The following is a 14508-nucleotide window of genomic DNA, read 5'->3' as shown; positions in this document are numbered from 1 at the left end:
GGCGCCGACCGCCCGCCGGCCCGGGCCGCCGCCGCGCCCGGCGGACGGCCGCCGGGTCCGCGCCGCCGGGGCCGCGGGGTGGCCGCGGGCGTCGTAGGCTGGAACCCCCGGCCCGCGCGGCGTGTCGGGTCGTTCGTGTTGTCCGGGGCAGTCGCCTGCCTGTGTCGTCCGGCTTTCGGGATGGAACGCCACCACATGAGTCTCACCGGTCTTCTTGATGCGGTCGTAACCGATCCTGCGCTGACCGAGGCGGTGCGTGCCGCTGCCGACGGCAACCGGCACGAGGTGGACCTGGTCGGGCCGCCGGCGGCGCGCCCGTTCACGGTGGCGGCGCTGGCGCGGTCGGCGGGGCGCCCGGTGCTGGCGGTGACGGCGACGGGGCGCGAGGCGGAGGACCTGGCGGCGGCGCTGCGGTCGCTGATGCCGTCGGGGCACGAGGACGCGGTGGTGGAGTACCCCTCGTGGGAGACGCTGCCGCACGAGCGGCTGTCGCCGCGCTCGGACACGGTGGGGCGGCGCCTGGCGGTGCTGCGGCGGCTGGCCCACCCCCGGGCGGACGACCCGTCGGCGGGCCCGGTGAGCGTGGTGGTCGCTCCGGTGCGGTCGGTGCTCCAGCCGCAGGTCAAGGGGTTGGGGGACCTGGAGCCGGTGAGCCTGCGCGCGGGGCGGCAGGCGGAGCTGGGCGCCGTGGTGGACGCGCTGGGGGCCGCCGCGTACACCCGGGTGGAGCTGGTGGAGAAGCGCGGGGAGTTCGCCGTCCGCGGCGGCATCCTGGACGTCTTCCCGCCGACCGAGGAGCACCCGCTGCGGGTGGAGTTCTGGGGCGACGAGGTCGAGGAGATCCGCTACTTCAAGGTCGCCGACCAGCGGTCGCTGGAGGTGGCCGAGCACGGCCTGTGGGCTCCGCCGTGCCGCGAGCTGCTGCTGACGGACGAAGTGCGGGCGCGGGCGGCGGAGCTGGCCCGGGAGCACCCGGAGCTGGAGGAGCTGCTGGGGAAGATCGCCGAGGGCATCGCGGTGGAGGGCATGGAGTCCCTCGCCCCGGTCCTGGTGGACGACATGGAGCTGCTGCTGGACGTGCTGCCGGCGGGGAGCATGGCGGTGGTGTGCGACCCGGAGCGGGTGCGCACCCGGGCGGCGGACCTGGTGGCCACCTCGCAGGAGTTCCTGCAGGCGTCGTGGGCGGTGTCGGCGGGCGGGGGCGAGGCACCGATCGACGTGGCGGCGGCGTCGCTGCGGTCGCTGGCCGACGTGCGGGACCGGGCGCGCGAGCTGGGGATGATGTGGTGGTCGGTGAGCCCGTTCGCCGCGGACCTGGAGCTGGACGGGGACTCGCTGACGCTGGGGATGCGGGCCCCGGAGAGCTACCGGGGCGACACGGTGCGGGCGCTGGCGGACACCAAGGGGTGGCTGTCGGACGGCTGGCGGTGCGTGTACCTGACCGAGGGGCACGGCCCGGCGGCCCGCACGGTGGAGGTGCTGGGCGGCGAGGGGATCGCGGCGCGGCTGGTGCCGGAGCTGGACGGGATCGCGCCGTCGGTGGTGCACGTGTCGTGCGGGGCGGTGGAGAGCGGCTTCGTCGATCCGGGGCTGAAGCTGGCGGTGCTCACGGAGACGGACCTGACCGGCCAGCGCGCGGCCAGCCGGGACCTGGGGCGGATGCCGGCGCGCCGGCGGAAGACGATCGACCCGCTGACCCTCCAGGCGGGCGACTACATCGTGCACGAGCAGCACGGTGTGGGCCGGTACGTGGAGATGGTGCAGCGCACGGTGCAGGGCGCGACGCGCGAGTACCTGGTGGTGGAGTACGCCCCGGCGAAGCGGGGGCAGCCGGGGGACCGGCTGTTCGTGCCGACGGACCAGCTGGAGCAGATCACCAAGTACGTGGGCGGCGAGCAGCCGTCGCTGCACCGGCTGGGCGGCGCGGACTGGACGAAGACCAAGGCGCGGGCCAGGAAGGCGGTCAAGGAGATCGCCGCCGACCTGATCAAGCTGTACTCGGCGCGGATGGCGGCGCCGGGGCACGCCTTCGCGCCGGACACCCCCTGGCAGCGGGAGCTGGAGGACGCCTTCCCGTACGCCGAGACGCCGGACCAGCTCACCACGATCGCCGAGGTCAAGGCGGACATGGAGAAGTCGGTGCCGATGGACCGGCTGGTCTGCGGCGACGTCGGCTACGGCAAGACGGAGATCGCGGTGCGGGCGGCGTTCAAGGCGGTGCAGGACGGCAAGCAGGTGGCCGTGCTGGTGCCGACGACGCTGCTGGTGCAGCAGCACTTCGGGACGTTCTCGGAGCGGTACGCGCAGTTCCCGGTGAGGGTGCGGGCGCTGTCGCGGTTCCAGACGGACACCGAGGCGAAGGCGGTGCTGGAGGGGCTGCGGGACGGCAGCGTGGACGTCGTCATCGGCACCCACCGGCTGTTCTCGTCCGAGACGAAGTTCAAGGACCTCGGCCTGGTGATCGTGGACGAGGAGCAGCGCTTCGGCGTGGAGCACAAGGAGCAGCTGAAGAAGCTGCGGGCGAACGTGGACGTGCTGACGATGTCGGCGACGCCGATCCCGCGCACCCTGGAGATGGCGGTGACCGGCATCCGGGAGATGTCGACGATCACCACGCCGCCGGAGGAGCGGCACCCGGTGCTGACGTTCGTCGGCCCGTACGAGGAGCGGCAGATCGGCGCGGCGATCCGCCGCGAGCTGCTGCGCGAGGGCCAGGTGTTCTACATCCACAACCGGGTGGAGTCCATCGACCGGGCGGCGGCCCGGCTGCGGCAGATCGTCCCGGAGGCGCGGATCGCCACGGCGCACGGCCAGATGTCGGAGGCGGCGCTGGAGCAGGTGGTGGTGGACTTCTGGGAGAAGAAGTTCGACGTGCTGGTCTCCACGACGATCGTGGAGTCGGGCATCGACATCTCCAACGCCAACACGCTGATCGTGGAGCGGGGCGACACCTTCGGCCTCTCCCAGCTGCACCAGCTGCGCGGCCGGGTGGGCCGGGGCCGGGAGCGGGGCTACGCCTACTTCCTGTACCCGCCCGAGAAGCCGCTGACGGAGACCGCGCACGAGCGGCTGGCGACGATCGCGCAGCACACGGAGATGGGCGCGGGCATGTACGTGGCGATGAAGGACCTGGAGATCCGCGGGGCGGGCAACCTGCTGGGCGGGGAGCAGTCCGGCCACATCGCGGGCGTGGGCTTCGACCTGTACGTGCGGATGGTCGGCGAGGCGGTGGCCGACTACCGGGCGGCCCTGGAGTCCGGCGGCGAGGCGGCGGAGGAGCCCCCGCTGGAGGTGAAGGTCGAGCTTCCGGTGGACGCCCACGTGCCGCACGACTACGCGCCGGGGGAGCGGCTGCGGCTGCAGGCGTACCGGTCGATCGCGTCGGCGAACTCGGAGGAGGACATCGCGGCGGTCCGCGAGGAGCTGACCGACCGCTACGGCCCGCTGCCGGAGCCGGTGGAGAACCTGCTGCTGGTGGCGGGGCTGCGGATGCTGGCCCGGTCGTTCGGCGTCACCGACATCACGCTCCAGGGCTCGAACGTCCGGTTCGCGCCGGTGGAGCTGCGGGAGTCGCAGGAGCTGCGGCTGAAGCGGCTGTACCCGCGGTCGGTGGTGAAGGCGTCGTCGCGCCAGGTGCTGGTGCCGCGTCCGACGACGGCCCGGATCGGCGGGAAGCCGGTGGTGGGGCGCGAACTGCTGGCCTGGACGGGGGAGTTCCTCACCTCGGTGCTGGGCTGAGCGCGCCACGCGCTGCGGGCGGGGCGCCGGGCGGTGAGCGGGCGCGTGCCCGTGGGAGCGATCCCGTAGGGCGTGACCTGCCTCGATGTGGAAGGGCCGGTCCGGTGCCCCGGACCGGCCCGCCCGTAGGATCGGGCCATGGAACAGCGAGTACTGGGCAGGACGGGCCGCGAGGTGTCCGTCGTGGGGCTGGGCACCTGGCAGCTGGGTGCCGACTGGGGCCAGGTGCGCGAGGAGGACGCCCTGGCGGTGCTGGACGCGGCGGTGGAGTCGGGAGTGACGTTCTTCGACACCGCGGACGTGTACGGGGACGGCCGCAGCGAGCAGCTGATCGGCCGGTTCCTGAGGGAGCGCGGCGACGCCGACGTGTTCGTGGCGACGAAGATGGGCCGCCGGGTGGAGCAGCGCCCCGAGCACTACACCCTGGAGAACTTCCGGGCGTGGACGGACCGCTCCCGCACCAACCTGGGCGTGGAGACGCTGGACCTGGTGCAGCTGCACTGCCCGCCGACGCCGGTGTACTCCTCCGACGAGGTGTTCGACGCGCTGGACACGCTGGTGTCCGAGGGGCGGATCGCGGCGTACGCGGTGAGCGTGGAGACCTGCGCCGAGGCGCTGGAGGCGATCGCGCGTCCGGGCGTGGCGAGCGTGCAGATCATCCTGAACCCGTTCCGCCTCAAGCCGCTCCAGGAAGTGCTGCCGGCGGCGGCGAGGGCCGGGGTGGGCATCATCGCGCGGGTGCCGCTGGCGTCGGGCCTGCTGTCGGGCCGCTACACCCGCGAGACGGTGTTCTCCCCCGACGACCACCGCACCTTCAACCGGCGCGGTGAGGCGTTCGACCAGGGCGAGACGTTCTCCGGCGTGGACTACGCCACCGGCCTGGAGGCCGCCGCGGAGTTCGCCGGGCTGGCGCCCGAGGGCGCCACCGCGGCCCAGACGGCGCTGCGGTGGATCATCCAGCAGCCGGGTGTGACGTCGGTGATCCCCGGCGCGCGCAATCCGGAGCAGGCGCGGGCGAACGCCGCCGCGGCGGACCTGGCGCCGCTGCCGCCGGAGACGCTGCGCGCGGTGGAGGAGCTGTACGACCGGCGGATCCGGGCCCAGGTCCACCACCGCTGGTAGGGGAGCGGGGACGGCCGCCGGAAGGCACGGGGGCCGGTCCGGTGCGCGCGCCGCGCCGGACCGGCCCCCCGCCGCGTTCCCGGCACGTTCCCGCCGCGTCCCCGGTCCGGCCGATCGATCCCCTTTGCCGCCCTTACCCCATGTGCGTGAATGGTCACTCGCGCCCGTGGGTAGCCGGGACGACTCGTGGACAACCGACACGAGGAGACGTCGTGACCCGGAAGAACGTGTTCGTCATCGGACTGGACGAGGAGAACCTGCGGACCCTGCGCGCGGTGCCGCACGCGGCGGAGTACCGCTTCCACCCCCTGCTGAGCGTCGAGGAACTCCAGCACGGCGAGATCCCGGTGGCCGACCTGCTGGCCACGGCGGAGAAGGAGCTGGACGCCTTCGACGGCAGCATCGACGCCATCGTCGGCTACTGGGACTTCCCCGTCAGCACGCTGGTGCCGATCCTGGCCGAGCGCTACGGGACGCGCGCCACCAGCCTGGAGTCGGTGGTCAAGTGCGAGCACAAGTACTGGAGTCGGCTGGAGCAGCGGAAGGTCGTCGACGAGCACCCGCGCTTCGCGCTGGTGGACCTGGAGGGCGACCCCAGGCCGCCCGAAGGGCTGCGGTTCCCGATGTGGCTCAAGCCCGTCAAGTCCTACTCCTCCGAACTGGCCTTCGGCGTGAAGGACGAGGAGGAGTTCGCCGGCGCGGTCGCCGAGATACGCAAGGGCGTCTCCCGGATCGGCAAGCCCTTCGAGTTCGTCATGGAGCGCCTCGACCTGCCGCCGGAGGTCGCCGAGGCGGGCGGCCGGGCGTGCCTGGCCGAGGAGTCCCTGTCGGGCGTCCAGGCCGCCGTCGAGGGCTACGTGCACGACGGCGAGGTCACCGTCTACGGGGTGCTGGACTCCATCAACTACCCCGACACCTCCTGCTTCCTGCGCCACCAGTACCCCGCGGCGCTGCCCGACCCGGTGGTGCTGCGGCTGAAGGACGTCTCGAAGCGCGTGATCGAGCAGATCGGCATGGACTGGGCGACCTTCAGCATCGAGTACTTCTACGACGCCGCCAGGGACGAGATCAGCCTGCTGGAGATCAACCCGCGGCACTCGCAGTCGCACGCCGAGCTGTTCGAGTTCGTCGACGGCGTCCCCAACCACCACTGCATGCTCAGCCTGGCCCTGGGCCGCGACCCGGAACTGCCCTACCGCCGCGGCCCCTACGAGGTGGCCGCCAAGTGGTACCTCCGGCAGTTCACCGACGGCCTGGTGCGGCGGGTGCCCACCCCCGAGGAGGTCGAGCGCGTCGAGCGGGAGATCCCCGGCGTGCGGGTCACGGTCCAGGCCCGTGAGGGGCAGCGGCTCTCCGACCTGCCGGGCCAGGACAGCTACAGCTTCGAGCTGGCGCACATCTTCACCGGCGCCGGCAGCGAGGAGGAGATGCGCGCGAAGTACGACCGCTGCGTGGCCATGCTGCCGTTCGAGTTCGCCGGGGAGTGAGGTCCGCCGTGCGCCATGTGACGAACCTTCCGCACGCCGTCAAGGAGGAGGAGTACGTCCGCATCCCGGTCTCCGGCGGGATCCACCTGGCGGCCCGGATCTGGCGGCCGGTCTCCTCCGACACCGAGCCGGTGCCCGCGGTGCTGGAGTACATCCCCTACCGCAGGCGCGACCTGACCTCGGTGCGCGACTCCGTCCACCACCCCTACATCGCCGGGCACGGCTACGCCTGCGTGCGCGTGGACCTGCGCGGCACCGGCGACTCCGAGGGGGTGCTGCGCGACGAGTACCTGGAGGTGGAGCAGACCGACGCCGAGGACGTGCTGGCCTGGCTGGCCGAGCAGCCGTGGTGCGACGGGAGCACGGGGATGATGGGCATCTCCTGGGGGGCCTTCGCGGCCCTCCAGGTCGCCGCCCGCCGCCCGCCGAGCCTGAAGGCGATCGTCATCTCCTCCTTCACCGACGACCGGTACGCCGACGACATGCACTACATGGGCGGCTGCCTGCTGTCGGACAACCTGGCCGAGGCGGGCACGATGTTCGCCTACGGCACCTGCCCGCCCGACCCCGCGCTGGTCGGCGAGCGCTGGCGGGCGATGTGGCTGGAGCGGCTGGAGAACACCCGGCCGTGGGTCCTGGAGTGGCTGCGCCACCAGCGGCGCGACGCCTACTGGCGGCACGCCTCGGTCTGCGAGGACTACACGGCCGTCCAGGTGCCGGTGCTGGCCTCCAGCGGCTGGGCCGACGGCTACTCCAACGCCGTCACGCGCCTGCTGGAGCACCTGGACGTGCCCCGCAGGGGCCTGGTGGGCCCCTGGTCGCACAAGTACCCGCACCTGGGGGAGCCGGGCCCGGCCATCGGCTACCTCCAGGAGGTGGTGCGCTGGTGGGACCACTGGCTCAAGGGCGCCGACAACGGGGTGATGGACGGGCCGATGCTGCGGGCGTGGATGCAGGAGAGCGTCCCGCCGTCCACCTCCTACGAGGAGCGGCCCGGCCGCTGGGTGGGCGAGCCCTCCTGGCCGTCGCCGCACGTCACCCCCGTGGTGCACCCGCTGGGCCGGCACCGGATCGGCACCCCGGGCGAGCGGGGGGAGGGGATGGCGCGGGAGGAGGAGCTGACGGTGCAGTCGCCGCTGTCGGTCGGCCAGTTCGCCGGGAAGTGGGCCTCCTACAACGCCCCGCCGGACCTGCCCTACGACCAGCGCGAGGAGGACGGCGGCTCCCTGGTCTTCGAGACCGAGCCGCTGACCGAGCGGGTGGAGATCCTGGGCGCCCCCACCGTGGAACTGGAGCTGTCGGTGAGCGAGCCGGTGGCGATGGTGGCCGCCCGGCTGTCGGACGTGGCCCCCGACGGCCGCGCCACCCGCGTCACCTACGGGCTGCTCAACCTCACCCGGGCCGGCGGGGACGAGCCCGAGCCGCTGGTGCCGGGCCGCCGCTACCGGGCGACGGTGCAGCTCAACGGTGTGGCGCAGGCGTTCCCGGCCGGCCACCGCATCCGGCTGTCGCTGTCGACGTCGTACTGGCCGCTGGCCTGGCCGCCGCCGCGGCCGGTGCTGACGACGGTGTACGTGCCCGCCAGCACCCTGACGCTGCCGGTGCGGCCGACGACCGAGCCGGACGGGGTGACCGGGGCGCCGTTCGGCGAGCCGGAGGGCGCCGAGCCGATCCGCACCTCCCAGCTCGCCGCGCCCGAGCAGCGCTGGGAGGTCTCCCGCGACCTGATCGGCTACCGGTCGGCGCTGGAGATCGTCAAGGACGGCGGGACGGTCCGCTTCGAGGACATCGGCCTGGACGCCCGCCGCCGCGCCTACGAGCGCTACGAGTCGGTGGCCGACGACTTCACCTCGGCACGGGGCGAGTCGGAGTGGACCATGGAGTTCACCCGCGGCGACTGGAGCGTCCGGACCGTGACCCGCACGGTCCTGCGGTGCACCGGGGAGGAGTTCGCGGTGCACGCGACACTGGACGGCTACGAGGGCGGGGACCGGGTGTTCTCCCGCACGTGGAACGAGCGGCTCCCCCGCGACCTGGTCTGACGGACCGGCACCCCGGTGGGCCCGCGCCGCCGCGCGGGCCCACCGCCGCGCCGGGCGCCCGCCCGGGGCCCCCGTCCCGCCCTTCCGGTGCCACCGACCGTACGCCCAGAGTTCACCCGCGCGTCCCCCGCAGGGCGCCCGCGGTGATCGTCGCGGGGCTACCCTCCACCGCAGACCGGCCGTGGCCCCGCGGTCCGCCCGGTCCGCCGACCTGTCCGTAGCGTCTGGAAACCACGTGCCGAAGCTCTCAGTCATCGTCCCCTTCCACAACGTCCAGGACTACGCGCAGGACACCCTGCGCAGCCTCGCGGCCAACGCGCGGCCGGGGACGGAGTTCATCCTGGTCGACGACTGCTCCACGGACGCCACCTCGGAGATCCTCGACCGGGCGGTCCGCGACCTGCCGCGCGCCAGGCTGCTGCGGCACGAGGAGAACCGGGGCATCGCCCAGGCCCGCAACACCGGCATCGAGGCCGCCGAGGGCGACTACCTGACCTTCCTGGACGGCGACGACTGGTACGCCCCCGGCCACCTGGACGACCTGGTGCGCTCCATCGAGGAGCTGGGCTGCGACTTCGTCCGCACCGACCACGTGCAGTGCACCGGGCGCGACCGCCGGATCAAGCGGGCGCCCGCACGGCGGCGGGACGCCGTGCTGGAGACCCGGGACGCCATCGCGCCGCCCGAGATGGAGACGATGGTCGACTACCCCTTCGTCTGGGCCGGGATCTACCGCCGCGAGCTGTTCGACACCGCCGCGGGACCGTCGGACGGGGCAGGGATGCGGTTCGTCACCCACCTGCGCACCGCCGAGGACCGGGTCTTCACCTGGCAGCTCCACCTGCGGGCCAAGACGTTCGCCACCGTCGGCCTGCTCGGGATCTTCTACCGGCGCGGGGTGGCCACCTCCCTGACCCAGATCCGCGACGCCCGGCAGCTGGACTTCATACCGGCCCACGACCTGATCCTGGCCGAGGTCGCCGCCGACCGGGAAGCCGAGCGCTTCCTGCCCAAGATCGTGCGGACCTACTGCGCCATGATCGCCTTCCACGCGGCCGGGGCGCACCGCTACGAGCCCTCCGCCGCGCGGCGGCTGAAGCACGAGTCGGCCGCGGCGCTGCGCCGGATGCCGCGCGGGGTGCTGGAGGACACCCTGCGCTCCATGGACCACGAACGCGCCAGGACGCTCCGGCGGCTGCTGGGCGCGGCGGCACGGAAGGCTGCCTGAGATGCCCGACACGGTGAGGACGACCGCCCGCGAGAACCCGGGCCCCCCGGCCGCCGGCGGGCCCGGCGGACGCACTCGCGTCCAGCTCTTCGAGGTCTCCACCCTCTACGGCGCCGCCACGCTCGCCGCCGCCCTGGACGCCGGCCTGTTCGGGCCCCGGAGCGGCGTCCTGCGCGTGCTGCTGGTCTCCAACAACGCCGAGATCCCCGAGACGGCCTCCCGGCTGGACGGGATGCGCGGCTGGCACCGGCTGGCCGCCCGCTTCGACCGCGTGGTGGACTGGAACGACACCATCCGCCCCCACCACCCCAGCACCTGGAACCCGGCGGGGGGCGACGCCCCGCTGTGGGAGCGGATGCTCCGCGCGAGCTGGGAGCTGGGCGACGGGCCGATCGACCTGGTGGTGGAGTCCGTCCACGTCAGCCCGGCCAGGGCGCTGGCCACCGTCTTCGCCGACGCCTCCGTCCACGTCTACGCCGACGGCCTGATGAGCTACGGCCCCACCCGCGAGAAGCTGCCGCAGACCACCGCCTGCCGCATCCAGCGTCTGCTCCACCTCGACCTCGTGCCCGGTCTGAAGCCGCTGCTGCTCACCGAGTACGGCGTGCCGGCCGAGCTGGTGCCCAACGACGTCTTCCGGGCGGTCCTGGACGAACTCGACGACGCCTCCCCGGCGGACGGCGACGGGGACGGCCTGACCGGGCCGGACGGGGAGGGCGCGCCCACCGCCGTGCTGCTGGGCCAGTACCTGGCCGCCCTGGGCATCCTCACCGTGGACGAGGAGGAGGCCCTGCACGAGCGGATGCTGCGCGGCGCCGCCGCCGCCGGGCACCGCTGCGTCCTCTTCAAGCCCCACCCCACCGCGCCCGCGCGGTACTCGAAGGTGCTGGACAAGGCCGCCGCCGACACCGGGGTGCGGCTGGTGGTGCTCGACCGGCCGATGCTGGCCGAGACCGTCTTCCGCCGCTGCCGCCCGCAGCTGGTGGTGGGCTGCTTCTCCACCGCGATGCTCACCGCGTCCGCCCTGTACGGGGTGCCCATCGCGCGGGTGGGCACCGAACCGCTGCTGGACCGGCTGACCCCCTACCAGAACAGCAACCGCATCCCGCTGACCATCGTCGACGCCCTCGTGCCCGCCCTGGAGGCGCCGGAGGGCGGAGGGGCGGACGCGGAGGAGCCGCGCGGCGCGGTGGTCACCGACTCCCCGGAGGCGGTGCGCAGGATCGAGCCGCTGGTGAGGACCGTCGGCTACTGCATGCAGGCCGACCGGTACCCCGGTCTGCGCGCCGAGGCCGAGGCGTGGCTGAACGCCTCCTTCGGCGAGGACACCGCCCGCTACTTCAAGCGGCGCCGGCTGACCGCGCTGGGGCTCCCCGGCGGGCTGACCCCCGGCCTGGTCCGCCGGCTGCCGGGCAGCGACACCGCGCTGCGCGCCGCGCGCCGGGTCAAGCGGGCCGCCGCCCGCGGGCGCGGCAGGTAGGGACGGCGCGGCCCGCGCCCCCGGCCCGGGAAGGGGCCGGGGGAGCGGGCCGGAAGGCCGCGGCGGGGCCGGGGCCGTGGTCCGGCCCCGCCGCGGGGCGGGGGTGCGGTGCGCGGCGCCCGCGCACCGGCTAGCCCAGGTACTTGCGCAGTCCCAGCCGCCCCCACAGCAGGCTGGCGGCGAACGAGACCGCGACCGTCGCGGCCAGCAGCACCAGGAACAGCGCGCTCGCCGCCGGCCAGGACAGGTCGGCCGCCACCGCCGGCTCCACCAGCACCGAGATCACCATCACGTGCACCATGTAGGCCCCCAGCGAGGCGCCGGACAGCTTCCCCACCAGCGGGCGCCACCGCTCGGGCACCCGCACCCGGTTGAGCGCCAGCAGCAGGCCGCCGGTCATCACGGCGACCAGGAGGTGCGCGTTCGGGATCGCGTAGTGGACCTGCGTGTGGTACCAGAACACCCCGGCCATCGACAGCACGACCGGCACCGCCCACACCCACCGCCGCCGGGCGGGCACGCCGGCGGGGAGCGTGAACAGGAACGCGCCGACCACCGCGTACATCAGCTGGTAGACGCCGAAGCCCCAGCCGAAGTACGGCACGTCCCAGCCGGTCCACCGCTCCACGTCCCCGGTCAGGCTCGGCGCGCAGGCGAGCACCAGCAGCACCGCGCCCAGCCCCCACGGCCGCTTCCCGGCCCGCAGCAGCACCACGAAGGCCAGCGCGACGACGAGGGGGACGTAGGCGTACATGAACCACAGGTGGTACGCGGGCCGCACCGAGCCGAAGAGGGCCTCCACCGCGAGCCGGGACACGGGGCCGTCGTTGGTGCCCCACAGCCGGCCCCAGAGCAGGTAGAGGACCGTCCACACCAGCAGCGGCAGCGTGTTGCGCACGAGCCGGCGCCACATCCGGCGGCTGTCGCCCGGCGGCGCCCCGACCAGGACGGCCCAGCCGGCTATGGCGAAGTACATGGGCACCGCGAACGGGTTGAGGGCCTCCACGACGTGTCCGGTCCAGTACACGCCGGGCCCGTTCGCCTCCTCGCGCCCCACGGCGGCGAGGAACTCGCCGCCGATGTGGCCGAGGATCACCGCGAAGGAGCAGACGAGCCGCATCAGGTCGATGTCGTACCGGTGCTCCCGGGGCTTCTCCTGCCGGGGGGACCGGGTCTGCGCAGCGGCGGACGGCGCGGAGGGTGGCGCCGGAGGATCGTTTCGCCCGGAGCCCGGGCCGAGACCGGGACCGCTCTCCGGGACGTGCACGGCTGTTTCGTTGGACACGGGGCAACTCTTGGGCATCGGGGTGTACGGAACGGGAACGAGGGGCGAACACTGCCGGGCCCCGCCGTGCCGCCGCCTCCGGCGGCCCCCGCGGCCCTGCGGCCCTGCGGCCCCACCGCCTCCGGTGGTTCCGGCCCGGTCCCCGGTCCCGCCGCATCCTCCGGCCCCGCCCCCTCGTTTGCCGAAACAGCGCCGAAACGGTGGTGGGAGCCACGCGGACTGCCTAGCATCGATCACCGCCGGGACGGCCATGCACAGGTGTTCCCCCCGCACCGTCCACACCATCCGTTCCACCGCCGCACTCAGGAGGCTCTATGTTCCGCCGCAGGACCTCGCTCTCCCTCTCCGCCGCGGCAGCGCTGCTCGTCGGGGCGCCGCTGCTGACCGCCTGCGGCAGCGAAGCCCACCCCGGGGCGGCGGCCGTCGTCGGCGGCGAGCGGATCACGGTCTCCCAGGTGCAGGCGCAGGTACGGGCGGTGCGGAGCGCCCAGGACGGGGACGAGCAGAGCGCCGAGCTGATCAGGAACACCGGGCAGCTCACCCGCGGGACCCTCAGCACCCTCGTCTTCCAGCGGGTCCTGGAGAGGGCCGCCGAGGACGCCGGGGTGGAGGTCACCCGGCGCGACGTCCAGCGGGCGCGGGCGCGGGCCGAGCAGAACGCCGGCGGCGCCGAGCAGCTGGAGCGGATGATGCTCCAGCAGCGGGCCGTCGCCCCCGGGGAGATCGACGAGGCGGTGCGCGCCCAGGTCCTCGTCCAGAAGCTGGCCGAGAGGCTGGGCGCCGACCTGCGGACGCCCCAGGGCCAGCAGACCATGACCGAGGCGCTGGCCGAGGCGTCCCGCGCGATGGACGTGACGATCAACCCGCGCTACGGCGCCTGGGACGACCGGCAGATCACCCTGATCGACAGCGAGGAGCCGTGGATCAGGAACGTCTCCGGCCCCGGGCCGCAGCAGCCCGCCTGACGCCGGGGCCGGCCCGCACCGGCTCCCGGCGCCCCGGGGGCGCACCCGATGGGGGCGGGGCGCCGGTGCGGAGCCGCCCGCACGGCGCCCGCACGGCGCTCCGCGCCCATCGGTTACGTTCGGAGCGTGAACGCTTCTCCCGCCGCCCCGGCCCCCGCCACCGGCCGCATCGTCCTGCTCACCACCAGCCACCGCGTCGCGCCCGGACTGCTGTCCTGGCCCGCCTGGCAGGCGCTGCGCACCGCCGACCGCGTGCTGTGCGCCGACCCGGACCACCCGCAGCTGCCGTACCTGCGCGAGGCGGGCGTCACGGTGGAGACCGCCCGCCCCGCGGCCCGCGAACTGGTGGACCTGTGCGCGGACGGCGGCCGCACGGTGGTGGTGGTCGCGGGCGCCGAGGGCGAGCCCGAGCTGACCGACGGGCTCGCCCGGCTCGCCGGCTCCGGCCGCGGCGCGATGCCGGAGCTGGAGCTCCTCCCCGGCTCCTACGACCTGCCCGGCGCCCGCCTGCTGGACCTGGTGCGGGTCATGGACCGCATCCGCGCCGAGTGCCCCTGGAGCGGGACGCGCACCAGCGAGGACCTGGTGAAGTACGGCATCGAGGAGGTCTACGAGCTGGCGGAGGCCATCGAGGAGGGCGACCGCGAGGCCCTGCGCGAGGAGCTGGGCGACGTCCTGCTCCAGGTGGTCTTCCACGCCCGGATCGCCGAGGAGGACCCCGACGAGCCGTTCTCCGTCGACGACGTGGCCGGCACGATCGTGGAGAAGCTGATCCACCGCCACCCCCACGTCTTCGGCGACGAGACCGCCGAGACCCCCGAGGAGGTCAAGGCCCACTGGCTGCGCACCAAGGCGGCGGAGAAGCGGCGGGAGTCGGTGACCGAGGGCGTCCCGCTGGGGCAGCCGGCCCTCGCCCTGGCCGCGAAGCTGGCCGGCCGGGCCCGCACCGCGGGCATCGACGTGCCGCCCGCGGGGGAGGGCGTCGGCCGCGAACTGCTGGCCCTGGCCGCCCGGGCCGAGGCGGAGGGCACCGACCCGGAGACGGCGCTGCGGGCCGCGGCGCGCGCCTACCGCGACGCCATCCGCGCCGCCGAGGCCGCCGCCCGCGGCGCGGAGCCGGTGCGCCGGGCCGAGTGAGCGGCCCGGAGGGGGGTACCCGAA

9 protein-coding genes are annotated in these 14508 nt (G+C 74.3%); 8 read left to right on the top strand and 1 reads right to left on the bottom strand.

Features of this window, described 5'->3' with window-relative positions; all coding sequences use genetic code 11:
• Positions 1 to 195: 195 nt before the first annotated feature.
• The 6 genes from mfd (at position 196) to ACFSJS_RS23785 (ending at position 11097) form a co-directional block, all read left to right on the top strand.
• Entirely contained in the window at positions 196 to 3738 is a 3543-nt protein-coding gene (gene mfd, locus ACFSJS_RS23810; RefSeq protein WP_380903754.1) for a transcription-repair coupling factor, read from the top strand.
• A 138-nt stretch (positions 3739 to 3876) separates the two neighbouring features.
• Positions 3877 to 4860, top strand: a complete 984-nt coding sequence (locus ACFSJS_RS23805) for an aldo/keto reductase (RefSeq protein WP_380903752.1) — start codon at positions 3877 to 3879, stop codon at positions 4858 to 4860.
• 212 nt (positions 4861 to 5072) lie between these two features.
• Positions 5073 to 6347, top strand: a complete 1275-nt coding sequence (locus ACFSJS_RS23800) for an ATP-grasp domain-containing protein (protein WP_380903750.1) — start codon at positions 5073 to 5075, stop codon at positions 6345 to 6347.
• A gap of 8 nt (positions 6348 to 6355) precedes the next feature.
• On the top strand, positions 6356 to 8389 hold the full coding sequence (locus ACFSJS_RS23795; RefSeq protein ID WP_380903748.1) for a CocE/NonD family hydrolase: 2034 nt from the start codon (positions 6356 to 6358) through the stop codon (positions 8387 to 8389).
• Between the two features lie 235 nt (positions 8390 to 8624).
• A complete protein-coding gene (locus tag ACFSJS_RS23790; protein ID WP_380903746.1) occupies positions 8625 to 9617 on the top strand; it encodes a glycosyltransferase family 2 protein in 993 nt (330 codons plus the stop codon).
• 1 nt (position 9618) lies between these two features.
• Positions 9619 to 11097 (top strand): polysialyltransferase family glycosyltransferase, encoded by a 1479-nt coding sequence (locus ACFSJS_RS23785; RefSeq protein WP_380903744.1) that lies wholly within the window; start codon positions 9619 to 9621, stop codon positions 11095 to 11097.
• Between the two features lie 130 nt (positions 11098 to 11227).
• Here ACFSJS_RS23785 and ACFSJS_RS23780 read toward each other — a convergent pair whose 3' ends face one another.
• Complete coding sequence (locus ACFSJS_RS23780; RefSeq protein WP_380903742.1) at positions 11228 to 12382, bottom strand: acyltransferase; 1155 nt, start codon at positions 12380 to 12382, stop codon at positions 11228 to 11230.
• Between the two features lie 314 nt (positions 12383 to 12696).
• Between ACFSJS_RS23780 and ACFSJS_RS23775 the strand changes: the two genes are divergently transcribed.
• Both ACFSJS_RS23775 and ACFSJS_RS23770 read left to right on the top strand, forming a co-directional pair.
• Positions 12697 to 13347, top strand: a complete 651-nt coding sequence (locus tag ACFSJS_RS23775; protein WP_380903740.1) for a SurA N-terminal domain-containing protein — start codon at positions 12697 to 12699, stop codon at positions 13345 to 13347.
• A gap of 126 nt (positions 13348 to 13473) precedes the next feature.
• Positions 13474 to 14484: a nucleoside triphosphate pyrophosphohydrolase gene (locus ACFSJS_RS23770; RefSeq protein WP_380903738.1), complete on the top strand. Its 1011-nt coding sequence runs from the start codon at positions 13474 to 13476 to the stop codon at positions 14482 to 14484.
• Positions 14485 to 14508: the final 24 nt, after the last annotated feature.

Origin of the sequence: Streptomyces desertarenae (genome assembly GCF_042681365.1) — a bacterium.
GTDB lineage: Bacteria > Actinomycetota > Actinomycetes > Streptomycetales > Streptomycetaceae > Streptomyces > Streptomyces desertarenae.
Note: the sequence above shows the minus strand (reverse complement) of the source record. Positions and strands in the feature narration are given on the sequence as shown.